Source organism: Mesorhizobium sp. WSM4814 (assembly GCF_055811595.1).
Genome location: NZ_JBVVQT010000028.1, coordinates 1 through 23,223, shown reverse-complemented (window position 1 = coordinate 23,223; position 23,223 = coordinate 1). Strand labels below are relative to the sequence as shown.

At 62.7% G+C, this 23,223-nt stretch carries 18 protein-coding genes; 5 read left to right on the top strand and 13 right to left on the bottom strand.

The window, feature by feature from the left end; all coding sequences use genetic code 11:
• Positions 1-67 precede the first annotated feature (67 nt).
• Positions 68-1,330, bottom strand: a complete 1,263-nt coding sequence (locus tag AC0L2V_RS28400; RefSeq protein WP_091593000.1) for an O-antigen ligase family protein — start codon at positions 1,328-1,330, stop codon at positions 68-70.
• 455 nt (positions 1,331-1,785) lie between these two features.
• Here AC0L2V_RS28400 and AC0L2V_RS28395 point away from each other — a divergent pair, with 455 nt between their 5' ends.
• The 3 genes from AC0L2V_RS28395 (at position 1,786) to AC0L2V_RS28385 (ending at position 5,089) form a co-directional block, all read left to right on the top strand.
• Complete coding sequence (locus tag AC0L2V_RS28395) at positions 1,786-2,715, top strand: TIR domain-containing protein (protein ID WP_473521814.1); 930 nt, start codon at positions 1,786-1,788, stop codon at positions 2,713-2,715.
• Between the two features lie 229 nt (positions 2,716-2,944).
• On the top strand, positions 2,945-3,697 hold the full coding sequence (locus tag AC0L2V_RS28390; protein WP_091592787.1) for an SDR family NAD(P)-dependent oxidoreductase: 753 nt from the start codon (positions 2,945-2,947) through the stop codon (positions 3,695-3,697).
• Positions 3,698-3,748: 51 nt separating this feature from the next.
• Positions 3,749-5,089 (top strand): glucoamylase family protein, encoded by a 1,341-nt coding sequence (locus tag AC0L2V_RS28385; protein ID WP_473521813.1) that lies wholly within the window; start codon positions 3,749-3,751, stop codon positions 5,087-5,089.
• Positions 5,090-5,274: 185 nt separating this feature from the next.
• Here the strand turns inward: AC0L2V_RS28385 and AC0L2V_RS28380 are convergent, their stop codons facing one another.
• Positions 5,275-6,711 (bottom strand): aldehyde dehydrogenase family protein, encoded by a 1,437-nt coding sequence (locus tag AC0L2V_RS28380; protein ID WP_473508058.1) that lies wholly within the window; start codon positions 6,709-6,711, stop codon positions 5,275-5,277.
• A gap of 261 nt (positions 6,712-6,972) precedes the next feature.
• Between AC0L2V_RS28380 and AC0L2V_RS28375 the strand changes: the two genes are divergently transcribed.
• Positions 6,973-8,004 (top strand): hydroxyacid dehydrogenase, encoded by a 1,032-nt coding sequence (locus AC0L2V_RS28375; RefSeq protein ID WP_473521812.1) that lies wholly within the window; start codon positions 6,973-6,975, stop codon positions 8,002-8,004.
• A gap of 29 nt (positions 8,005-8,033) precedes the next feature.
• Here the strand turns inward: AC0L2V_RS28375 and AC0L2V_RS28370 are convergent, their stop codons facing one another.
• From AC0L2V_RS28370 to AC0L2V_RS28320, 11 genes are all read right to left on the bottom strand, one after another.
• The gene (locus AC0L2V_RS28370; RefSeq protein WP_473521811.1) at positions 8,034-8,519 is read right to left on the bottom strand and encodes a hypothetical protein; all 486 of its coding nucleotides are present in this window, start codon (positions 8,517-8,519) and stop codon (positions 8,034-8,036) included.
• 91 nt (positions 8,520-8,610) lie between these two features.
• Positions 8,611-11,337, bottom strand: a complete 2,727-nt coding sequence (locus AC0L2V_RS28365) for a nitrate reductase (protein WP_473521810.1) — start codon at positions 11,335-11,337, stop codon at positions 8,611-8,613.
• A 3-nt stretch (positions 11,338-11,340) separates the two neighbouring features.
• Complete coding sequence (nirD, locus tag AC0L2V_RS28360; protein ID WP_208602492.1) at positions 11,341-11,676, bottom strand: nitrite reductase small subunit NirD; 336 nt, start codon at positions 11,674-11,676, stop codon at positions 11,341-11,343.
• Entirely contained in the window at positions 11,676-14,126 is a 2,451-nt protein-coding gene (nirB, locus tag AC0L2V_RS28355) for a nitrite reductase large subunit NirB (RefSeq protein ID WP_473521809.1), read from the bottom strand. The genes nirD and nirB overlap by 1 nt, the downstream gene beginning before the upstream one ends.
• A gap of 19 nt (positions 14,127-14,145) precedes the next feature.
• Positions 14,146-15,387, bottom strand: a complete 1,242-nt coding sequence (locus AC0L2V_RS28350; protein WP_473521825.1) for an MFS transporter — start codon at positions 15,385-15,387, stop codon at positions 14,146-14,148.
• Between the two features lie 115 nt (positions 15,388-15,502).
• Entirely contained in the window at positions 15,503-15,694 is a 192-nt protein-coding gene (locus tag AC0L2V_RS28345; protein ID WP_473521808.1) for a twin-arginine translocation signal domain-containing protein, read from the bottom strand.
• A gap of 398 nt (positions 15,695-16,092) precedes the next feature.
• Positions 16,093-16,890: an ABC transporter ATP-binding protein gene (locus AC0L2V_RS28340; RefSeq protein ID WP_473521807.1), complete on the bottom strand. Its 798-nt coding sequence runs from the start codon at positions 16,888-16,890 to the stop codon at positions 16,093-16,095.
• Positions 16,891-16,901: 11 nt separating this feature from the next.
• Positions 16,902-17,798 carry a nitrate ABC transporter permease gene (ntrB, locus tag AC0L2V_RS28335; protein WP_473521806.1) on the bottom strand — a complete coding sequence of 299 codons (897 nt, stop codon included), beginning with the start codon at positions 17,796-17,798 and terminating at the stop codon, positions 16,902-16,904.
• Positions 17,799-17,857: 59 nt separating this feature from the next.
• Positions 17,858-19,174 (bottom strand): CmpA/NrtA family ABC transporter substrate-binding protein, encoded by a 1,317-nt coding sequence (locus AC0L2V_RS28330; RefSeq protein ID WP_473521805.1) that lies wholly within the window; start codon positions 19,172-19,174, stop codon positions 17,858-17,860.
• Between the two features lie 360 nt (positions 19,175-19,534).
• Positions 19,535-20,773 carry a CmpA/NrtA family ABC transporter substrate-binding protein gene (locus AC0L2V_RS28325; protein WP_473521804.1) on the bottom strand — a complete coding sequence of 413 codons (1,239 nt, stop codon included), beginning with the start codon at positions 20,771-20,773 and terminating at the stop codon, positions 19,535-19,537.
• Between the two features lie 2 nt (positions 20,774-20,775).
• A complete protein-coding gene (locus AC0L2V_RS28320; protein WP_023796771.1) occupies positions 20,776-21,375 on the bottom strand; it encodes an ANTAR domain-containing response regulator in 600 nt (199 codons plus the stop codon).
• Between the two features lie 997 nt (positions 21,376-22,372).
• On the opposite strand from AC0L2V_RS28320, the gene AC0L2V_RS28315 reads away from it, so the two are divergent.
• Positions 22,373-22,540, top strand: coding sequence for a hypothetical protein (locus AC0L2V_RS28315; RefSeq protein WP_287055084.1), 168 nt, complete (start codon positions 22,373-22,375; stop codon positions 22,538-22,540).
• Positions 22,541-23,223: the final 683 nt, after the last annotated feature.

The following is a 23,223-nucleotide window of genomic DNA, read 5'->3' as shown; positions in this document are numbered from 1 at the left end:
GCCTTGGCGCTGTCAGGCGGCGTTTTTGTGCGCGCCACCAAAATCAAGGTAATATTTTAGCCCTTGCTTAGCGCCCTGCGGTTTCTGGTTCCGCGAGGTCCGCTGCGGTCCATCGGGGACGGGCGACATGCACCCTGACCAGCTTGAAGTAGCTGTAATACAGGAGGAAGGAGCCCGTGATGTAGGGGTTGAAGGTGTCGATCTCAACGAAGGACCGAATGAACAAAAGCACCATCACGCCGGCAAGAATCACCGACTCGGCTTGCCATGCCCTGAATATCAGGGCCGATATATGGCCCCATAGCGTGCGCAGGATGATCAGCGAAATCAGCGTCGCCCCGACATAACCGAGCTCGACGAGGGCTTCGATATAGGTGTTGTGGAAGTGGAAGCCGCTTCGGGTTGTGATGTAGAATTCGTTCCAGAGCCGCTCGGCCTCGGCGAACCCCTGCACCCAATAGGCCGCGTAGCCGACGCCGAGGACTGGCGCCTGCTGCGCCGCTTCCCAGCCCTGCTCCCAAAGATAGGTCCGTCCGGTGAGCGTGGAATCCTTTCCGAAGGCGCCAAGGACGAAATCCAGAAGTCCTGCAAAGGCAACTGCGGTGACCACGACCAGCCCGCATGCGCCGACCACGAAAATCACCCGTCGGTAGCGGAGTGGAAGCTTTTTGGCCATGGCAAGCAGAGCCACCAGAGCGAGAACTGCCGGTATCGAAGCCGTCGAGGTGGCGGAATGCGCCATGATCAGAAGATAGGCCGATAGGACGAGGATGGGCGCCGTCAGGATGAAGCTTATCCGGCCGCGCCTGAGAAAAACCAGGAAGACAATGCAAAAATAGATGCCAAGGGAGGCGACAAAGCCGATCTGGTTCTTGGAGCTGAATGCGCCGACGAAATTGTACGTCCCGTCGAGCATATCATAGGAATAACCCCCGACCTTGAGCGAATAGAGCAGGACGACAAAAATCCCGATCAGTGAGCCTATCGTCAACGTCCGGACGCTGACGGTGCGCGCGGCGATGTAGGCGCAGGCGATATGGGAGCAATACTGGATTGACGTCCTCAACGTGATGCCGGGGGCATCCGACCAGAACACCGAGAGGCAGACATAGAATGCAAACGCCAGCGGCAGCCACGCGCTGGAGGCATGCCGCAACAGCCGCCGGTAGTCTACCAGAATCAGGGGAAGCCAGACCGCATAATAGGCCAGGATCAGGATCGGCCCGAAAACCGAGGAGTAGGAGAACGCCCAAATGGAGATGGCAACAGCAAATGCGCCGTAGACGGTGCTCTTCTCCGGGTCGACCAACAGAGATTTTGGAATCTTCATCTCGGTAGCGAATTCCCGTCCATGCAGTTCAATGCCGATTCGCCGCCGCGCCATGCGCGAACGCTCTCATTGTGCAGTGCAATATAACCCATCCCCCACAGCCTGTCACCCAAATGAGGCAAAAACAGCCATAAGGCGCCCCGTGCGGCGGTAAAAGGCCACGACAGGCCGTGCGGCAAGAACCCGAGCATCCCGGCGCAGGGCTGGGGCATCGCTCTCGGCGCCGTCAAAAGCCATCGCCGCCGCATTTAACGAGACGGTCGGCATAACCGCCGCGCGGAACTGTTTTTGCAGTTGTTTTCAGCACCGGACCGAAAAATAGCAGCCGGCATTCGTTGCATCCGTTGCAATGAATGAGGCCCTCCGCGTACGCTATCTCGGGGACAACCAGACGATGGCCACACCAACAATTGGCAGACGCTGGTCGTCCCGATCTGTTGGGTTGGAGCAAACGGATGGACAAACCTCGAATCTTCCTGGGCTCGTCGGGGAAGCAGAAAAAACTGCTGCAGGCGCTGGCACGCGGTCTTGAAGACATCGCGCATGTGGAACCCTGGACGACGTCCTTCAATCCGGGGACAACCACACTGGGGCGCCTGCTCGAGCTTACGCGGGAAGTCGACTTCGCCGCTTTCGTCTTCGCCCAGGACGACTGGACGAGTGGAAGCCTGCCAGCATCATCTGCTCCTGTATCCGCTCAAGCTTCTCCGCGAGACAATGTCGTCTTCGAAGCCGGCCTTTTCGGCGGAGTCCTTGGAATGCGCCGAACGTTTATCCTTCATGCCAACGGTTCCAAGCTTCCAAGCGATCTCCTGGGCCTGACGTCCGTGAGGTATGGCGAAGCGACGACCGCCGCGGAGATGAGAGCGGTCAACCAAAAGCTGCGAAAAGCTGTTGAAAATGAAGGCCGCGTCGCCCGAATAGAGGGCCTTTGGTGGCAATTTTCCCTGTCGGAGCGGACCGCAAAGGAACCGTCCGCCGTGAGCCTCCTGCGTATCGCGCGAGACCGCGATGGCGCGCTGGAGTTGGCCGGCCGCTCATGGCAAGAGAATGGCAGTCTGTCAGCCAGATACTGGAGCGAGGCGGTAAAGGAGAGAAAGGAGCCTGCCGGCATCTTCTACTTTTGGAATGGAGAACGGCCCTTGGATGCGAACGCGTCGCAGTTGTACGGGACGGGGGAGATCCGGCTGGAGTCCGCCGATCGCGCGTCCGGGTACTTTACCACACGCGCCGACACGCAGCCAAAACTGAACGCGCGCACCTCAGGCTTCTACTTGCGCGCCGAACCGGAGGACTTGAGCATCCTGGACGGGCGCGACAACCAGCGACGAGTGGAGTTGATCACGGAGCGGCTGAGCCATTGGAAGTCGATCAAGAACGTTTGAACGGCGCCCATGGGAGTCGCTCGGACGGGCCCGGCGCATCGCCGCGACCGCAGCTCAGTATCTTATGGAGAGGAAACAGCCAAGAGCGGCTCTCAACCGCCTGCTCCTGGCCCGCCATGAACCTGTTCGAGGCTCCAGTCCCCGGCTTGAACTTCTCCGCTGTTGACTTCACATTCGCCGCCGGCGGTGTCGCCAGCGCCCGTCGGGGCGGGCAAATGAGGGAGACCATATGCCAATGAGTTTTGCGGGACGGTTTGCCGGACGATCGGCCGTGGTCACCGGTGGCGCCTCAGGCATCGGCCTGGCCGTCGCGCAACGAATCGTTGAAGAGGGCGGGCGCGTTTGCGTCTGGGATCGCAACTCCACCCAGATCGAGCAGGCCAAGGCTGTCATCGCCGACTTGCACGGCGTGACCGTCGACGTCGCCGATCCTGTAGCGGTCGCACAGGCCGCCCGGCAGACGATCGAAGCCCTTGGCGCGGTCGATATCCTGGTCACCAGCGCGGCCATCACCGGACCGAACATGACGACCTGGGACTATTCGGTGGAGGATTGGCACCGGGTCATCGACATCAACATCAACGGCGTCTTCTACTGCAACAAGGCGCTGGTTCCGCACATGCTCGAGCGCAATTACGGCAGGATCGTCAACATCGCTTCGATCGCCGGCAAGGAGGGAAACCCGAATGCCTCTGCCTACAGCACCTCCAAGGCGGCGGTGATCGGCCTGACCAAGTCGCTGGGCAAGGAACTGGCGAAGACCAAGGTGACGGTGAACTGCGTCACGCCGGCAGCGGTGCGCACCGCGATCTTCCAGCAGATGAGCCAGCAGCACATCGATTTCATGCTGTCGAAAATACCAATGGCGCGGTTTGGCGAGGTCGAGGAGGTGGCGGCGCTGATCTCGTGGATCGCTTCCGAGGAATGTTCCTTTACGACGGCTGCCGTTTTCGACGTTTCCGGCGGCCGGGCGACCTATTGAAGCAACTGGAACGATTTGCAACCTGGGACGCCGGACTGGAGTTTACGTCGTTTGCTTAGGTTCGAACCTCCACAGTCCGACGAAGAACTGCTCGACCGCTTCCAGCGCGCCGCCTTCGGCTATTTTCTGGAAACCGTGAATGCGGAAAACGGACTGGTTGCCGACACGTCGCGGCCAAATTGGCCGGCAAGCATCGCAGTCGTCGGCTTCGCCCTGTCCTGCTATCCGGTCGGGATCGAGCGCGGCTGGATGACGCGAGACACAGCCGCGAAGCTGACGCTTGCCGCACTGCGCTTTTTCTGGAACAGCCGGCAAGGCGATGGCGACGACGTCACCGGCCACAAAGGCTTTTACTACCATTTCCTCGACATGCGGACCGGCCTGCGCGCCTGGCGATGCGAGTTGTCGGTGGTTGACACGGCGCTGCTGATGGCCGGCGTGCTCACGGCTTGCGCCTATTTCACAGGCGACACTGACGACGAAACCGAAATCCGCGAGCTGGCGGAAATGCTCTACCGACGCGTCGATTGGCGATGGATTCAAGGCAGCAGACCGATCTTGCGACAGGGCTGGAAGCCGAAGAGCGGTTTTCTGCGTTATGGCTGGGAAGGCTACAACGAAGCGACGATCCTTTACGTCCTGGCAATGGCCGCCCCCGACAAACCCGCCTCGGACGACAGCTATGCCGGCTGGACGGCGACATATCAGTGGGAAAACATCTACGGCTACGACGTGCTCTATGGCGGCCCGCTGTTCATGCACCAATTCTCGCATGCCTGGATTGACTTCGATGGCATCCGGGATGCGTTCATGCGGGACAAGAACTCGGACTATTTCGAAAATAGCCGCCGCGCGACCTACCTTCACCGCGACTATGCGCGGCACAACCCCTCTGGCTATGACGGCTACGGCGAAGCACTTTGGGGCCTTTCGGCGGGTGACGGACCCGGCAAATTCCGCGCGCGGATCGAGCGGCGGCCGCGCAAATTTTCCGGCTATGCAGCGCGTGGCGCACCGTTCGGCCCCGATGACGGAACGATTGCGCCGTGGTCGTATCTCGCATCGCTGCCCTTCGCGCCGGAAATCTGCCTGCCTGCGCTGCGCCACCTCAGAGAACGCCACCCTGAGGTGGTCGACGGTTTCAGGATGCCGAGCGGCTTCAACCCGACGCTGGCGAACCGGCGGAAGTTCGGGCCGAGCGGCTGGATATCGGATGCGCACTATGGACTGGACCAAGGCATCGTCGTGCTGATGATTGAAAACCACCGCTCGCGGCTGATCTGGGAGCTGATGCGGTCGAGCCCGCATATCCGTCGCGGCCTGTGCAAGGCCGGGTTCTCCGGCGGCTGGCTGTCGCAGCCGGCGAGCCCTCCTCGCAAGGACCCCTGCTGAATGACGGCTAAAACGCGCCGCGTTTTACCGGCCTCCTGCGACGCGCTTTAGGTTGCTGTTCCATGCATGTGCGCGACATGCATTAGCGCCCAGTGGTCGCTGTCGTTTCGGCCACGAAGACGTTCGCCTTCCCGGCAACTCGCGCTCGCTGGGAAGGCCGTTCGATTTCGTCTGGCTTGATTTACTTAGCCGGCGAACGTGTAGGCGGTCTTTACCGTAGTGTAGAATTCCGCTGCGTAGCGGCCTTGCTCGCGCGGGCCGTAGCTCGATCCCTTGCGTCCGCCGAAAGGCACGTGGAAGTCAACGCCCGCCGTCGGCAGATTGACCATCACCATACCGGCCTCCGAGTTGCGCTTGAAATGCGTGGCGTGCTTGAGGCTCGAGGTGCAGATGCCCGACGTCAGCCCGAACGGCGTGTCGTTGGCCACCGCCAAGGCCTCGTCATAGTCCTTGACGCGGATGACGTTGGCGACCGGACCAAAAATCTCCTCGCGTGAAATGCGCATGGCGTTGGTGGCTTGCGTGAACAGCGCCGGTTGCAGGTAGAAGCCGCGGGTTTCGCGATCGAGCCGCTCGCCGCCGAAGGCGAGATCGGCGCCTTCCTGGCGGCCGATGGCGATATAGTCTTCGTCCTGTTTCAACTGGCTCTGGTCGACGACGGGTCCGATCTGGGTTTTCGCATCGAGGGCGTCGCCGACGACCAGCTTGGCGAGGCGATCTTTCATCGCATCGACGAAGCGGTCATGGATGCCGTCCGTCACGACCAGGCGGGACGACGCCGTACAGCGCTGGCCGGTCGAGAAATATGCGCCATTGATCGCGCAGTCGACGGCGACGGCAAGGTCTGCATCGTCGAGCACGACGAGCGGGTTCTTGCCGCCCATTTCGAGCTGGTACTTGCGCATGTGCTCGATGCTGGCGGCAGCCACGCGCTTGCCGGTGCCGACCGAGCCGGTGAAGGTGATGGCATTGAGGTCAGGGCTGTCGAGCATGGCCTGGCCGACTACCGAACCCTTGCCCATGACGAGATTGAGCACACCCTTAGGCAGGCCGGCGCGGTGCAATATGTCGACAATGGTCCAGGCGCTCTCCGGAACCAGCTCGGCCGGCTTGAAGACGATGGTGTTGCCGTAGGCCAGGGCAGGAGCGATCTTCCACGCCGGGATGGCGATCGGGAAATTCCACGGTGTGATGATGCCGACGACGCCGACCGCTTCGCGTGTGATCTCGACACCGACGCCGGGCCGCACGCTTGGAACCAGCTCGCCTGACAGGCGCAGCGTCTCACCAGCAAAGAAATCGAAGATCTGGGCGGCCCGCACGGTTTCGCCAATTCCCTCGACCAGCGTCTTGCCCTCCTCGCGCGCCAACGCCCGGCCGATTTCATCTTTCCGCGCGGTGATCTCGTCCGACGCCTTCCTCAGCACCGCATGGCGTGCCAGCAAGCCCGATCGGGACCACGCAGGAAATGCCGCTTTCGCCGCCGCAATGGCCTGCCGCGCCTGCTCGGCGTCGCCCGACGCATATTCGCCGACCACGTCGTCGAGATTGGAAGGGTTGATGTTGCGGGAGCCGGCATCGCCCACCCACTCGCCATCGATGAGGTTCTTTCGAAACGGGATCATGTCGCTGTCTTCCTTGTCCTTCGATTGCCGTCTATCTGGACCACCAGCCGCCACACCGCAAGGCCGCCAGCGGCAAAGTTCTGCTCCTCGACAGGCATGTGCTAAGCAGGTTTCGGAAAAGTGTTCGATGTTTTCCGATAAAAACCTGCGACAAACACAAACCCGGCAGGCGAAGCCCGGCAAGCCTGCTTGGGTGTCGAGGTGGTAAACCATGATTCTAGTGCGGCGCGACGCGGATCGCGCCAGGAGGAGGCTGCCATGTCCGACAGCGCGTTGCCGCTGGTGATCAGTGCGCCCGAGCCACGCACGCTCGACCTGATTTTCACGCCCGAGGCACTGGCGAGATTCCGCGCCAGATACCGTATCGTCGAAACGTCGCCAGAAGGCGTCGCGGCCCTGCCACACGATGTGCTCGCCGAAGCGCGCTACATCGTCGGCCAGCCGCCGATCGCGCCGGAGACGCTGGAAAGGATGACGGCGCTGCGCTGTGTCTTCAATATCGAGAGCAACCTCATCAACAACATGCCGTATGAAACGCTGTTTTCGCGCGGCATCCATGTCGTCACCACCGGCATGGTGTTTGCCGAGCCGGTGGCCGAGCTCGGTCTTGCCATGGCGCTCAACCTCGCCCGCGACATCGTCGACGCCGATCTTGCGTTTCGTCAGGGCAAGGAGCTGTGGGGCGGCGAGGGCAACCGGGCGGCGCGGCTTCTCTCCGGCGCGGATGTCGGTATCATCGGCTTCGGCGATCTCGGCCGTGCGCTCAACCGGCTGCTGTCGGGCTTTCGCACGCGGACCAAGGTCTTCGATCCGTGGCTGCCGCCCTCGATCCTGATCGAGAACGGCGTCGAGCCGGCTTCCCTCGACACGGTTTTGTCGAGTAGCGATTTCGTCTTCGTGGTCGCTTCGGTGACCAGCGAAAACCAGGGTTTTCTCGGCACTGAGGCCTTTGCCAGGATGCGCAAAGGAGCCGCCTTCATCCTGCTCAGCCGTGCCGGCGTGGTCGATTTTCCGGCGCTGATGGATGCAGTTCGCAGCGGCCACATCGTCGCCGCCAGCGATGTGTTTCCGCAAGAGCCGCTGGCGCAGGACCATCCTGTCCGCACGCTGCCCGGCTTCCTGCGCTCCGCCCACCGGGCCGGCGCGCTCGACATCGCTTTCAAGCGCATGGGCGACATGGTGCTGGAAGACATGGACCTGATCGACCGCGGCCTGCCGCCAATGCGTTCGAAGCGGGCCGAACGCGAGACCGTTTCGCGCATGCGCTCGAAGCCGGTCGACAAGAACTGAGCCGTCAGGCCCAGCGGCTGCGAGGTTTCTCAGATGGTGAACGACCAGAACAGGCAGGCGAGCGTCGCTGCGGCGAAGACGACAAAGAACAGGCTTCTCAGCAGGATATTGCGGCGCAGCTCGTTCATGAAGAAATGGCAGCCGACGACGGCCACGACAAACAGGAACCGCCAATTCAGCAGTGCCGGCAGGACATTGCTTCGATCGAAAGCCCATCTGGCGGCAAGGCCGCCAATGATGGCCGCGAACAACACGATGACTGTCCAGAAGATCGCATCCGCAGCATGTGTCAGGACGATGCCGGCGACCCTGATCGGCAGGATCATCATCAGCAGCGCGCTGAAGAAGTACACGCCCGCGAGCGGGATAAACGTCCCGGCATCGGCGACGTCGTCCAGGCGTTCTGCGCCAATCGCACCAAAGGGATAGCCATGCCTGGCCACCGCCAGGCTGAGAGCCATCAGCAAAGCCGTCAATATGGCCACCAATGCGAATGAAGTGAGGGCTTTGCTCATAATGGTCCTGCTCGGAACGAATCGGATAAGGACGTTGGTAGCCCACGGTTTGTAAATTGCTGGTAAGCGTCGCGACGCGCTTTGGACGCACTCACTCCGCCGCGTGAAGGCGCCGCGCCTCGATGATGGTCCTGATCTCGGCGCGGCAGGAGCCGCAATTGGTGCCGGCATGCAAGGTGGCGCCGATCGCTTCGACGCTTACGCAGCCTCCGCGCACCGCTTCGGCGATCTGATTGGCGCCGACCCCGAAACAGGAGCAGACGATGGCGCCGCGATCGACGCTGTTGCCGCCCGGCCGCCCCGCCACGATCGCCAGTCGCCCGCGCCGATCGGCATGGTCCGCGCTCAACTGCTCGACCGCCCAGCCGCGCGACACCGCGACCGGCCCGGGCGCAAGATAGAGCGCGCCAGTCAGCCGGCTGCCGGCAAAGCGGGCGAAGCGATAGTGCCCGCCGGCGACATCATGATAGGCGAGCGTCTCGCCTGGCGCGTCCGCCCCGAAAAGCGAGGCCGCGAAACCCGGCCAGTCCCGGTCGGCTTCCAGCGCAAGCTCAAGACGCCAGCCGGCGGCGCAGCGGGCGAAGCTCCAATAGTCGGCGTCGATCGAGGCTGGCCGTTCGGCAAGCACCGCGAAGCCGAACGCGACGGCAGCGAAGCGTTCCACCCTGGCGGCAACATTCTTCGAGGCCGGCTGTCCTGAAATCGGATCGGTGATGGGCGCCACCAGCGCATCGACACGAGCCCGCGCGGAAAACTGGTCCGTCCAATGCATCGGCACGAAGACCGAGCCTGGCCGCTGCCGCGCCGTCACCAGCGCACGAAGCAGCACCTCGCCATGATCGGTTGAGACGCGGACGATGTCGGCATCGCCGATACCGAAGTGCTGCGCGTCCGCCGGGTGGATTTCGGCGAACGGCTCGGCCAGGTGCTGCGACAGCCGCTGGCTTTTTCCCGTCCGCGTCATGGTGTGCCAGTGGTCGCGAACCCGCCCGGTGTTGAGCACCAGCGGGAATTTTTCGTTCGTGCGGGTTTGCGGAACTGGACGGATTGGGATGAAGCGCGCCTTGCCGTCGGGTGTGTAGAAGTTGCCGTTGGCGAAGAAGCGGGTGCTGGCTGAGCTATGTCCAGCTTGAACACCCCCCTCTGGCCTGCCGGGATGGCCGGCCGGCCAGAGGGGGGTGCCTTGGCTCGGCGCCGGCCATTGGAATGGCGCCAACTCCTCATAGGTCTCTGCATCGACCCCGGCATACGCACCGATGTCGAAATCGCGGGCGCCGTCATTCTCGAACGCCGACAGCGCGGCGTGCTCGGCGAAGATATCGGCTGGCGACGGATGCGAAAACGCTTCGTCAAAACCCATCCGCTTGGCGACTTCGGCGACGATCCACCAGTCGGCCCTTGCCTCTCCGGGCGTGGCCAAAAAGGCGCGCTGGCGCGAGATGCGGCGCTCCGAATTGGTGACCGAGCCGTCCTTCTCGCCCCATGCGGCGGCGGGCAGCCGGACGTGGGCGTGGCGGACCGTGTCGGTCTTGGCCAACACGTCCGACACCACGACAAACGGGCAGGCCTTGATCGCCGCCTCGACGGCATCGGCGTCCGGCATCGAGTCGACCGGGTTGGTAGCCATGACCCACAGCGCCTTGATGCGCCCATCGGCTACCGCCTGAAACATCTCGACCGCCTTCAGGCCGGGCTTTTCGGCGACGGTCGGCGCACTCCAGAACCGCTGCACGCGGTCGCGGTGCTCGGGGTTTTCGATCTCCATATGGGCGGCCAGCATGTTGGCCAGGCCGCCGACCTCCCGACCGCCCATGGCGTTGGGCTGGCCGGTCACCGAAAACGGTCCGGCGCCGGGCTTGCCGATGCGGCCGGTGGCGAGATGACAGTTGATGATGGCGTTGACCTTGTCGGTGCCCGAGGACGACTGGTTAACGCCCTGGCTGTAGACGGTCACCGTATTCGCCGTCGCGGCGAACAGGCTGTAGAAGCGGACAAGCTCGTCCTCGCCGAGGTCCGTGGCAGCGGTGATGCTGGCAAGGTCGAGCGCGGAAGCGGCAAAAAGGGCTTGCCCGAAGCCGGTTGTGTGCGCCGTGATATAGGTGCGGTCCAGCGCGTTGTGCTGGCCGAGATAGGCGAGCAGCCCTGTGAACAGCGCGACGTCGCCATCCGGCGCGATCGCCAGATGCATGTCGGCAATATCTGATGTCATCGTGCGGCGCGGGTCGACCAGTACCACCTTCATGTGGGGCCGTTTTTCCCGGGCAGCGGCAATGCGCTGGTAGAGCACCGGATGACACCAGGCGAGATTGGAGCCGACCAGCACGATCAGATCGGCGAGTTCCAGATCCTCGTAGCTGCCCGGCACCGTGTCAGAGCCGAAGGCGCGGCGGTGGCCGGCAACCGACGAGGCCATGCACAGGCGCGAATTGGTATCGATATTGGCCGAGCCGATGAAGCCTTTCATCAGCTTGTTGGCGACATAATAATCCTCGGTCAGCAACTGACCGGAGACGTAGAAGGCGACCGCGTCGCGACCGTGCTCGGCGATGGTCCGCGAGAAAGTCGAGGCGACGAGGTCGAGCGCTTCGTCCCAGTCCGTGCGGCGACCGTGGATCTCCGGATAGAGCAGCCGTCCGTCTAGGTCGATCGTCTCGGCCAGCGCCGAGCCCTTGGAACAGAGCCGGCCGAAATTCGCCGGATGGTCAGGGTCGCCGCGCACGGTTACCTCTCCGTTCGCGGCGACCTTCGCCAGCACGCCGCAGCCCACCCCGCAATAGGGGCAGGTGGTCCTCACCTCGCGCGCTTCGTCGATCTTCATAATTCAAGCCGCGCGACTGGCCAGCGCTTCCAGCGCAATGAACAGGCGCTCGCCCTCGATCCGCACCGGAATGGTGCGCACCGCACCTTCGTCGGCGCCGAGCGCCTTGCCGGTTTCCAGCGAGATCACCCAATTGTGCAGAGGACAGGTCACCGCCGCGCCATGGACGATCCCCTGCGAGAGCGGCCCGCCCTTGTGCGGGCAATGGTCCTCGATGGCGAAGACCTGGTCGTCAGCGGTGCGGAAGACGGCGATCTTGCCTTGAGGCGTGGCGACGCAGCGCGCGCCGCGGCGCGGAATGTCTGAGAGCGTGCCGACAGCAATCCAATTCATCATCATCACTCCGCCGCCTGCGCGAAGCCGACCGAAGCCATCGGCCGGAATTCGTGCTTGTCCTTGCCGGAAACGCGTTCCGACCATGGGTCGACCTGGGCGAATTTCTGCGAAAAGACGAAGCGGTCGAAATAGGCCTTGCGCTTCTCGCCATCGTCCATGATCTGGCGCTTGATCTCGGCGATGCCGATGCGCTTGGCCCATTTGTAGATGCGCTCGAGATAGCGGCCCTGCTCGCGATACATCTGCGTCAGCGCCACGATATGCTCCAGTGCCTCGTCCTCGGTCTTGACCAGGCCGAGCACCTCGGTTCCCTTGATGTCGAGGCCGGCTGCCCCGGCGAAATGGATCTCATAGCCTGAATCGACGCAGATCACGCCGACATCCTTGCAGGTTGCCTCGGCGCAGTTCCGCGGGCAGCCCGACACCGCCATCTTGACCTTGGCCGGCGTCCACGAGCCCCACATGAATTTCTCGATGCGGACGCCGAACCCCGTCGAATCCTGCGTGCCGAAGCGGCACCAGTCCGAACCGACGCAGGTCTTTACGGTGCGCAGTCCCTTGGCATAGGCGTGGCCGGAGACGAAGCCGGCCTGGCCGAGATCGGCCCACACCGCCGGCAGATCCTCCTTGCGGATGCCGAGCATGTCGATGCGCTGGCCACCGGTGACCTTGACCATTGGAATTTCGAATTTGTCGACGACGTCGGCAATGGCGCGCAGTTCGGCGGCATTGGTGACGCCGCCCCACATGCGCGGCACCACCGAATAGGTGCCGTCCTTCTGGATGTTGGCGTGTACGCGTTCGTTGATGAAGCGCGACTGGTAGTCGTCGGCATACTCATCCGGCCAGTCGCAGACGAGATAGTAATTGAGCGCCGGCCGGCATTTGGCACAGCCGCAGGAGGTGGTCCATTCCAGTTCCTGCATGACGGCGGGAATGGTCTTCAGGCCCTTGGCCTTGATCAGCCGGCGGACCTCATCATGGCCGAGCGTGGTGCAGCCGCACATCGGCTGCACCGCCGCCGGATTATATTTGTCGCCGATGGTAAGTACCATCAGCTTCTCGACCAGCCCGGTGCAGGAGCCGCAGGAGGCGGACGCCTTGGTGTGAGCGCGCACGTCGTCGAGCGAGGTCAGGCTTTTGGCCGTGATCGCGCCAGTGATCTTTCCCTTGCAAACGCCGTTGCAGCCGCAGATTTCCGCATCATCCGGCAAGGCTGCAACGGCCGCCATAGGGTCCAGGGAGGCGCCTCCCTGGTATGACTGGCCGAAGATAAGCGTGTCGCGCATTTCCGATATGTCGGTCTGCTTCTTCTTGAGGTCGTTGAACCAGGCGCCGTCCGCCGTCTCGCCGTAAAGCACGGTGCCGATGATGCGGTCATCCCTGAGCACCAGGCGCTTGTAGACGCCGGCCGCGGCATCGCGCAGCACGATCTCCTGGCGGTCCTCGCCCTCGGCAAAGTCGCCAAGCGAGAACAGCTCGATGCCGGTGACCTTGAGCTTGGTCGGCGTGTCCGAATGGGCGAAGGCGGCGGCCTCGTCGCCGGCCAACTGGCTGGCGGCGACACGCGCCATCTCATAGAGCGGTGCGACCAGGCCGTAGACCATGCCGTTGACCTCGGCGCATTCGCCGAGCGCGAAGATGTCGGGGTCGTTGCTGCGCATGCCGGCATCGACGACGATGCCGCGATTGACGGCAATGCCGGCGTCTTTCGCCAGCGTCGCATTCGGCCTGATGCCGACCGCCATGACGACCAGCGTCGCCGGGATGACGGTGCCGTCGGCGAGCTCCACCTGCTCGACCTTACCCTTGCCTGTGATCGCCTGGGTGTTGGCCTTGGTGATGACCTTGATGCCGCGCTGCTCGACGGCCCGCTGCAGCAGATAGCCGGCGGCCGGATCGAGCTGACGCTCCATCAGCGTCGGCATGACATGCAGTACGGTGACGTCCATGCCCTGCGCGTTCAAGCCCGCTGCCGCCTCCAGCCCGAGCAAGCCGCCGCCGATGACCACGGCCTTGGCCCGTGACTGCGCGGCCAGCATCATCGCCCGAACATCGTCGAGATCGCGATAGGTCAGGACGCCCGGCAGATCATGGCCGGGCACCGGGATGATAAACGGCACCGAGCCGGTGGCGATGACGAGCTTGTCGTAGGGCTCGGTCACGCCATGATCGGAGGTGACGGTCTTTGCCTGCCTGTCGATGGCGACGATCTTGTGGCCCTTGTAGAGGGTGATCCCGTGCTTGATGTACCAGCCATCGCCATGGATGATGATCTCCTCATAGTCCTTTTCGCCTGACAGAACCGGCGACAGCATGATGCGGTCGTAGTTCACGCGCGGCTCGGCATTGAAGATGGTGACCTGGTAGAGGTCCGGCGCCTTTTCCAGCAGGTGCTCCAGCATGCGCCCGGGGGCCATGCCGTTGCCGATGATGACGAGTTTTTCGGTCATGTCCTGATCCACTCCTGTCTCATTCAGCCGCGTAGGAAAGACCTGAAGCTTCGGCGGCGGCCGCGCGCTCCATCCGCCGGATGCTGAAGTGCATCCAGGCAAAGCAGGTGGCGACGATGACGAAGAGCAGCATGAAGCAGCTCGACCAGACGCCGGTGAGGTCGTTGAGTGCTCCGAAGGCGATTGGCAGGATAAAGCCGCCGAGCCCGCCAATCATGCCGACAACGCCGCCGACCGCGCCGACACTCTGCGGGTAGTAAACCGGGATGTGCTTGTAGACGGCGGCCTTGCCAAGGCTCATGAAGAAGCCGAGCACGCAGGCAACGGCTATGAAGGCGAGCGGGCCGATCTCGAAATGAAAGGCGATCGGCCCGCTGATGCCGTGCACGACGTAGTCTGCCGAGGGGAGAGACAGAACGAGAGTCGCGACGGCACTGACCGCGAAGGTCCAGTAGAGCACGGTGCGGGCGCCGATCCGGTCGGATAGCACGCCGCCATAGGCGCGAAAGATACTCGCCGGGATCGAATAGACCGCGCCGATCATGCCGGCGGTCGCGATGCCGAATCCGTAGACGCCGATCAGGTAGCGCGGCAACCACAGCGACAGCGCCACGAATGCACCGAAGGCGAAGAAATAATAAAAGGCGAAGCGCCAGACCTGCAGGTTCTTGAGCGGCGCGAATTCCTGCAAGAAGCTTCTCGCGGGTGCTGCCTTGCCGGCGCGGCGCTCGCGGATGACCGGATCGTCGTCGGTGGTGAACCAGAAGACGGCGGCCATGACCACGAGTGCTGCCGCCCAGATCAGCGCGACCGACTGCCAGCCCCAGGAGAGAAGCACGAATGGTGCCAGGAACTTGGTGACCGCGGCGCCGACATTGCCGACACCGAAAATGCCAAGCGCCGTGCCCTGCTTGCCGGCCGGGAAGAAGCGCGAGACATAGGCGACACCGACGGCGAAGGAACCACCGGCGAGCCCAACGCCTAACGCGGCGACCAGCATCTGTCCGTAGGTTTGCGCAAAAGCGAGCAGGAAGGTCGCGACCGCCGCCGCAAGCATGGTCGCGGTGTATACCAGCCGTCCGCCAAAACGGTCGGTCCAGACACCGAGCACCATGCGCACGAGCGAACCGGTGAGGATCGGCGTGCCGACCAGCAGGCCGAACTCCGTCTCGTTCAGCCCAAGGTCCTGCTTTATGCGCACGCCGATGATTGAAAATATCGTCCACACCGCGAAGCAGACGGTGAAGGCGATGGTGGACATCACAAGCGCCTGGCGGGGAGCATTGTCCTGGCTGGGCGCGGCTGGGAGATTTGCGGTCAACGTCTGGCTCCGGTTTGCGGCGTGGGAGGCACCGCGGATGTTTGTGGGTGAATGATCAGCGGCGCGGCATCGGTGCGTGCAACGAGACCGGGCTCGCCACGGTCAGGTCCTTGCTTTCCGTCTCGGCGCCGACGGGAAACAGCAGGAGCGCGGCGGTGAACAGTGCCGCCGTCAGCGCGCTGCTGGCCAGAAAATCGCGGCGCGTGAAGTCCGCGAGGGACGCGCCAGTTCCGATCCGTTTCGTCATCGTCGTCTCCGGTTGGGCGCCGCTTGGGACCAGCGCCGTCGATCGCGTAAAAACAAAAAAGCCGCCGGTCAGGTCTTTGCGCGCCCGTCCATCCGGGATCGCGTATTGACCTGAGCGGCAGCTTTGCCTGTGGCGCCCGCCATTGGACGCCGTGTCACTTGGCCCTTTCGGACCCACAATCTGAAAAGCAGGAAGCGTGCCAATTCGACAGCGCTCCAGATTATTAAATGAAATCAATGTGAACCGCAGCCGCGCGATTCTTGACCAAGCCCGGCAGCGGATCAAAGATTAGTCAGAATGCCTTGCACAGCAGCATAATATTTGTGCAATGCGGTAGATTGCCCATTGCCGATGCAGATTGCCAATTGTGGATGATGACGCGATTTCCGGTCATGGCCTTACTCCGCGGCTTCCACGAAGCGGTGGCGTTCGTAGAGGAACTTCAGCACCGCCTCGCGGCAGCGCAGGAAGGTCCGGTCGGAGGAAAGCTCGATGCGCCGGCGCGGCCGGGCCAGCGGCACCGCAAGCACCTCGCCGATGGTCGCCGCTGGACCGTTGGTCATCATCACGATGCGATCGGACAACAGCACCGCCTCGTCGACATCGTGCGTGATCATGATCGTCGTCGAGCCAAGCCTCGAATGGATATCCATCACCGCATCCTGCAGATGGGCGCGCGTCAGAGCGTCCAGCGCACCGAAGGGCTCGTCGAGCAGCAGGATCTTCGGCTCCATGGCCAGCGCGCGGGCGATGCCGACGCGCTGCTTCATGCCGCCCGATATCTCGGCGGGCCGCTTGTCCCTGGCATGCGCCATCTGCACGAGGTCGAGATTGCGCATGATCCAGTCATGCCGCTCGGCCTTGGTCCTGGTCGAACCGAACACCTTCGACACCGCCAGATTGATGTTCTCGTAGACGGTGAGCCACGGCAAAAGGCTGTGGTTCTGGAACACCACGGCGCGCTCGGGTCCGGGGCTGTCGACCTCCTTGTCCTCGAGCAGGACCGCGCCGGCGGAGACTCTGGTCAGCCCGGCGATCAGGTTGAGCAAGGTCGACTTGCCGCAGCCGGAATGGCCGATGATGGAGACGAATTCGCCTTTGTCGATGGTCAGCTGGATGTCTTTCAGCACCTCGCTGACCTGGCCGCCGCGGGCAAAGGATTTGTCGATATGGTCGAGTTTCAGGTAGGCCGTCATCGCCCCTCTCCTCACTTTGCCGTTGTGCCGCGGGTGACGAAGGCGCCGACCGCCGCGACCAAGCGGTCGAGGCAGAAGCCGGTGACGCCGATATAGGCGAGCGCGACGATGATGTCGGGCAGCCGCGACGAGTTCCAGGCGTCCCAGATGAAGAAGCCGATGCCGACGCCGCCTGTCAGCATTTCGGCGGCGACGATGGCGAGCCAGGACAGGCCGATGCCGATGCGCAGGCCGGTGAAGATGTAAGGTGCCGCGGCCGGCACCATGATCTTTACGAAGAATTCGAGCTGGTTGAGCCTGAGGATGCGGGAGACGTTTCGATAATCCTCTGGAATGTTGCGGACGCCGACGGCAGTGTTGATGATCACCGGCCAGATCGAGGTGATGAAGATGACGAAGATCGCCGACGGGCTGGAATCGCGGAAGGCAGCCAGCGACAGCGGCAGCCAGGCGAGCGGCGGCACGGTGCGCAGAATCTGGAACACAGGATCGAGGCCGCGCATCGCCAAGATCGACTGGCCGACCAGCGCACCGAGCGCGACGCCGACGATGGCAGCCAGGCCGAAGCCGATGGCGACCCGCTGCAGCGAGATCAGCACCCGCCAGGCCAGTCCGATATCCTGCGGACCATAGTCGAAGAACGGATGGGCGATCAGATCGTAGGCCTCGTTCCATACCTGGCTGGGTGGCGGCAAGCTGGCATTGGGCGACGAGCAGGCGACCTGCCAGACGACGAGCATGACGATGATGACTACGGCCGGCGGCACCAGCGTGCTCGCCAGCTTGCCGGCGATCGCGGCGGGATCGAAGCGGCGCCTCACCTTGGCGGTGAAAGCTATGACCTCTGCAGGCTTGGCAGGCGCGGGGAACGCCTTCACCTTGGTGTCCTCGATGGCTTGAATAGACATTTCGCAAAAAGCTCCTTGAGCACTGGCAAGCGGCGCAGCGGCGGCGCTTGCCGTCGACGTCAGGCCGATGCCTTGATCTTGAGGCTGTCGAGATAGGCGGACGGGTTGGCCGGATCGAAAATCTTGCCGTCAAAGAAGGTCTCGACGCCGCGCGATGGAGACGCCGGGATATCGGCCGCAGCAACGCCAAGATCCTTGGCCGCCGCGCGCCACAGATCTTCGCGGTTGACTTGATCGACCAGCGCCTTGATGTCGGTGGTCGCCGCGAATTTGCCCCAGCGGATGTTTTCGGCGAGGAACCAGCTGTCGTGGCTCTTGAACGGATAGGACACACCGCCCTTCCAGAACTTCATGTAGAGGTCGGTGCCGGTGACGACGCGGTCATTGCCGTAATTGATGTCGCCCTTGAGGCGGCCGATGATGTCGGCTGTCGGCACGTTCATCCATTGCCGCTTGCCGATGATGGCCGCCATCTCGTCCTTGTTTTCCATGGCTTCGCACCATTGCTGGGCTTCCATGACGGCCATCAGGATCGCCTTGGTGGCGTTCGGGTACTTGTCGATGAAGGCGGCGCGCAGGCCGAGCGCCTTTTCCGGATGGCCTTTCCACAACTCGCCCGTGGTGGCGGCGGTAAAGCCGACGCCCTGATGGACGAGTTGCTCGTTCCATGGCTCGCCGACGCAGAACACGTCCATGTTGCCGACCTTCATGTTGGCGACCATCTGCGGTGGCGGCACGACGATGGTCGAGACATCCTTGTCGGGATCGATGCCGCCAGCGGCCAGCCAATAGCGCAACCAGAGATCATGGGTGCCGCCCGGGAAGGTCATGGCGGCCTTTACCTCCTTGCCTTCGGCCTTCTTGGCCGCGAAGGCGTCCTTCAGCTTGGAGGCATCGAGGCCGACGCCGGTGCCGGCATATTCCTGCGCGACGGAGATCGCCTGGCAGTCGTAGTTCAGCCGCGCCACGATCGCCATCGGCATCGGCTGGTTGTTCTGCGTCACCTTGCCGGTATGCATCAGGTAAGGCATCGGCGTCAGGATATGGGCGCCGTCGATGCCGTTGGCTTCGCCGCCGAGCATCAGATTGTCGCGCGTCGCGCCCCAGGAGGCCTGCTTGAGCACCTCGACATCGGGCATGCCGAATTTTTCGAACAGGCCCTTCTCCTTGGCGATCATCAGCGGCGCCGCGTCGGTCAGCGCGATGAAGCCGAGCTTGGCGCCGGTGACTTCCGGTGCCGCGGGCGCCGCATAGGCGCCAGACGGCAGCAGCGCGCGTGCCGCTGCCAGGGTTGCCGCGGTGGCAGCACTTGCCCTCAGAAAATTGCGGCGGGTCATGCCCTCGAGAGGGGCTTCAGTCTTAATGCGTTTCGTCATCGTCGTCTCCCGTTGGGCACTGCTTGGGATCAGCGCCGTCGATTGCCGTGCTCGGTCAAAACAAAAAAAGCCGCCGGCCAGGCCGCGCGCGTCCGTCCATCCGGGATCGCGTGTTGACCTGAGCGGCAGCTTTGCCTGTAGCGCCCGCCATTGGACGCCTGTTCCGTGACCCGAAAAGAGTCTGCTTATTGCAATGCAGGAACCGTGCCAGTTTCGGAATGGATGACAAACATCAATGAGATCAACGGCATGCCACAATCATCGGCGCGCTGGCCCGTTGGGCGAGCAAGCCAAAGATTGTTCATTAGCGCAGTTGCACGCATAATTTTTGTGCAATGCACAAGAATGGCGCGAAAATGATCAGGCTTCGGCGCGCGCCAATTTCTGCCCGGCAATGTAGGCGTCGACCTCGTCGGGATCGAATATCTGGCCATCGAAGAAACCATCGGGGCCGAGCACCAGACTGGCGCCGGCGGAGCCGACAGGTGTGGCAGACGCCAGCGCGCCCTCCACCTTAGAATTGGCGCCGGGAAGTGCGACGCCGAGCGGCTTCAGCGCTGCGCGATAGAGGTCGGGCCGGTAGGTGTCCCGCGCGAGCGCCATGTGGGCAACGCTGTGCTTGACCTGCCCCCAACGGACCATCTGCGTGTAGAACCACAGCGCGTGGCTTTTCCACGGAAAATTTGCCGCCTTGCCGAAAGCCAGAAAGAAGTCCTCGACGGCCAGTTCCGCGCCGCCGCCCAGCGCAAGATGTCCGGTCAGGATCGGCATCTGCAGCGCCGGCGAAAGGCCGAGGAAGGAAGGCTGCGCCATCAGGGCGGCCAGTTCGCCGCGGTTTGCCGGATCCTGGCACCAGCGCGCGGCGTGATGGAGCGCGCGCAGCAGCGCCGAAAGCGCTTCCGGGTGTTTTTCGGCCCAGGCCTTGCGCACGCCGACGACTTTCTCGGGGCTGGTCTTCCAGATGGTGGCCTTGACCGTGGCGATATGGCCGGTGCCGGCGACGACCGAGGCGCTGTTCCAGGGTTCACCGGCGCAGTAGCCGTCGATCCTGCCGGCGGCGAGTGCGTCGGCCATGAAGGGCGGCGGCACGATGACGATTTCTATTTCGCGCGACGGGTCGATGCCGCAGGCGGCGAGCCAGTAGCGCAGTTCGTAATTGTGTCCGGAGTGCGGATGCACGACCGCAAAGCGCAGGGGATCGCGACCGGCATTTGCCCGTTCACGGATCAGCGCTCCCAAGGCCTTGCCGGCCCGCGCCGGATTGAGATCGGGCAAGGCGCCGTGCGCGGCCATGCCTGCCCAGAGCGTGTTCGAAACCGTTACGCAGTTGCCGCCCAGCCCCAGCGAGAACGGCACGATCGTGTCGGAGGCGAGTGGGGTGAGCCCCAGATTGCAGGCGATCGGCATCGGCCCCAGCATATGCGCCAGGTCGAAATGTCCGATCGCGATGCGGTCGCGGATGTTGGCCCAGGACGTTTCGCGACTAAGCGTCAGGTCGACGCCTTCGCGCGCGGCAAAGCCGATCTCCCTCGCTGCGACAAGGACGGCGCTGTCGAAGAGCGGCATGAAACCGGCATTGATCTGGTGTTCGGCCGCCATGCTCAACTCTCTCCGGGATCCAGAAGGCCTGCCGCCGTCACCAGGCTCTGCGCGATTTCGCTTATCTTGCGGTTCTGGTTCATGGCGGTCTTGCGCAGAAGCGTATAGGCCGCGTCCTCCGACAGGCCGCGTGATCGCATCAGGATGCCCTTGGCGCGGTCGATGACCTTGCGATCCTCCAATTCACTGCGGGCTTCCTCAAGTTCGCGCGCCATCCGCGAAAACGCGTTGAAGCGGCTGATCGCCATGTCGAGGATCGGCTTGACACGCTCCTGGCGCAGCCCGTCGACGACATAGGCGGAGACCCCCGCTTCCACCGCAGCTTCGATTGAAGCCTGATCCGACCGGTCCACGAACATGGCGATCGGCCGCTTCACCACGCGCGAAAGCTGGAACATGTTTTCAAGCATATCGCGGTTGGGATTTTCGAGATCGATGACGATTACGTCCGGTTCGATCTCGGCAATGCGCCGCGCTATTCCCGCAACATCGTGAACGACCGTGACCTGCTCATGCCCGGCCTCCCGCAATCCCGCCTCGATGATGGAGGCGCGGATGTGGTTTTCGTCGATCACCAGGACGGTGAGGGATTTCCGGATCATGCCGCATTTTGCGCACGCAGCGTGATTGTGCAATGCGGCATGGCGAGAATTGACGAAGTCATCGCTTCGGGGACCGTAACATGTTCGCGGAACCGACCGTTAAGCCTCTCTAAACGCATCTGACTTTGCTTTTGTATCCACCGCGCTATTTCCCAATTGCGACCTTGTCTCGCTGGCTTTGAAATTGGAGGTTTCCATGGATCGGCGATTATTTTTGACAGGAGTGTTTGGCGTTGCTGGGGCAGCAGCCCTTGCGAGCGCAGTTCGGCCAATCAACGCGGTGGCCGGCGTACCGAGCGCCAGAAGTGGCATCCTCGATGAACTCGACGCGCTGGAGACAGAGCCGTTCGAAGATGAGGATACTCAGGCGGAGCCGGTCCGACATCGGAGCTGGCACCGCAGGCGGCGGCGCCGGCGGCGGGCTTGGAGAAGGGCCTGTCGTCGTGCCTGGCGATATGGCCGTCTGCGCAGACGGTGTTTTCGCAGGCGTGTTTGGGTCTGGGACTGGTATTATTAGCAGTTAGTGTGCTGAAAACCCCGGTGGTTGCCGGGGTTTTCAGTCTCAGACTAGCCGAATACGGCGAATTTTTCAGGGATCCGCGCGAGTTGTCAGGCCTGCCAGTGATAGGCAGGCCTAAATCAGACTTGATTTTCCCAAGAGAAAACTTTCCGCCGGTTTGGGAATCGTCCCACCCATGATTGTAAACGGTCCTTAGTCAGGGTAGAATTTTAGAGAATTCTAATAATTGTCTGTGACCAGTTGGCGTGCTCTTCGCTGCCCGCTGCAGATCGGCCCCACACCGATCGGGCCCGCGCTCTCGGCCAGAGGCGCGGGCTTTTCATTGACGTGCCGTAAGGCCGCGGCCGAAGAACGGGATGGCTCCAACAAGGCGTTACCCGGTTTTCCATTCCTCTACGGCTAACTCGGTGCTTTTGTTAGTCGCGCGCTTGGGAACAAGCGCCAGATAGCGAAGTTATAGCGTAAGGAGTTTCTCCTATGGCTGACGAACAGGATAGAGCGCCGAACAACCCTGAAATCGTCGTTCGACGCTTGGTCAAAGAGACCGGCATCACCGAAGAACAGGCCCGAGAGCTTATCTCCTTCCTCGGGTTCCATTGGGCATCTCTGCTCCGGGAAGCAAAGTCGCTAGCTGCAAAGCGGTAGGCGGGTCTGTTCAGATTATAATCGCCGCTCGGTGAACGACTAAGGCGTCTCGCCCGCCGTGCCGAAAGGCGCCTGGGCTTTTTGGTTGTCCGAGATGTCCTGAATCGTATTTAGTTGCGCAGAATGTTTTAGCCCGAGAGGTGGTATGCCGATTTATCGAAAAGCTAAAGAAGCTGGCGTCTTCAGTGCATCCGAAGTGGCTACGCTGGGCCGTGTGTTTGACCGGCTCAAGAGGGAGGGCGACTCCGAACATCTACGTGAGGCTCTCGCGTCCCGGATTCTTGCAAATTATTCGGCCGGTATCACTGACGAGGACGAACTTGTCTCAGCGTCGAAACTGCCGTTGGGTCGGTAGACGGAACCAAGGTCCTGCTTTCGCCGCTTTTTCTCGACCCTTCGCTGGAACATAGATTCAAGCCGGAAGTTCGGGGCGTGCAGCATGGTCTTGGTCCCTCTCAAGATTTGCTGCCGGTCGGGTGATGCTCCGATCAGCCCGCGCCCTCCCTCGTGAGGCGCGGGCTTTTCCGTTCAGGAACCGAAACTATCAGGGCTCTTCGGACGTCCAGCCCCTGGCGCCGAGCAACGCGGCCTGGACCCGGCGAATCAAGAGCACCACTGCCCCGACGAACATTCATGCAACCACCGCCATGTCTTCGCGTTTAGCCACTTCAATTCTGGAGAGC

Excerpts from the sequence above, each read along its gene's own strand:
- AC0L2V_RS28400 (WP_091593000.1), bottom strand. The coding sequence starts at position 1,330 with ATGAAGATTCCAAAATCTCTGTTGGTCGACCCGGAGAAGAGCACCGTC.
- AC0L2V_RS28395 (WP_473521814.1), top strand. The coding sequence starts at position 1,786 with ATGGACAAACCTCGAATCTTCCTGGGCTCGTCGGGGAAGCAGAAAAAA.
- AC0L2V_RS28390 (WP_091592787.1), top strand. The coding sequence starts at position 2,945 with ATGCCAATGAGTTTTGCGGGACGGTTTGCCGGACGATCGGCCGTGGTC.
- AC0L2V_RS28375 (WP_473521812.1), top strand. The coding sequence starts at position 6,973 with ATGTCCGACAGCGCGTTGCCGCTGGTGATCAGTGCGCCCGAGCCACGC.
- AC0L2V_RS28370 (WP_473521811.1), bottom strand. The coding sequence starts at position 8,519 with ATGAGCAAAGCCCTCACTTCATTCGCATTGGTGGCCATATTGACGGCT.
- AC0L2V_RS28365 (WP_473521810.1), bottom strand. The coding sequence starts at position 11,337 with ATGAAGATCGACGAAGCGCGCGAGGTGAGGACCACCTGCCCCTATTGC.
- nirD (WP_208602492.1), bottom strand. The coding sequence starts at position 11,676 with ATGATGATGAATTGGATTGCTGTCGGCACGCTCTCAGACATTCCGCGC.
- nirB (WP_473521809.1), bottom strand. The coding sequence starts at position 14,126 with ATGACCGAAAAACTCGTCATCATCGGCAACGGCATGGCCCCCGGGCGC.
- AC0L2V_RS28350 (WP_473521825.1), bottom strand. The coding sequence starts at position 15,387 with ATGTCCACCATCGCCTTCACCGTCTGCTTCGCGGTGTGGACGATATTT.
- AC0L2V_RS28345 (WP_473521808.1), bottom strand. The coding sequence starts at position 15,694 with ATGACGAAACGGATCGGAACTGGCGCGTCCCTCGCGGACTTCACGCGC.
- AC0L2V_RS28340 (WP_473521807.1), bottom strand. The coding sequence starts at position 16,890 with ATGACGGCCTACCTGAAACTCGACCATATCGACAAATCCTTTGCCCGC.
- ntrB (WP_473521806.1), bottom strand. The coding sequence starts at position 17,798 with ATGTCTATTCAAGCCATCGAGGACACCAAGGTGAAGGCGTTCCCCGCG.
- AC0L2V_RS28330 (WP_473521805.1), bottom strand. The coding sequence starts at position 19,174 with ATGACGAAACGCATTAAGACTGAAGCCCCTCTCGAGGGCATGACCCGC.
- AC0L2V_RS28325 (WP_473521804.1), bottom strand. The coding sequence starts at position 20,773 with ATGGCGGCCGAACACCAGATCAATGCCGGTTTCATGCCGCTCTTCGAC.
- AC0L2V_RS28320 (WP_023796771.1), bottom strand. The coding sequence starts at position 21,375 with ATGATCCGGAAATCCCTCACCGTCCTGGTGATCGACGAAAACCACATC.
- AC0L2V_RS28315 (WP_287055084.1), top strand. The coding sequence starts at position 22,373 with ATGGCTGACGAACAGGATAGAGCGCCGAACAACCCTGAAATCGTCGTT.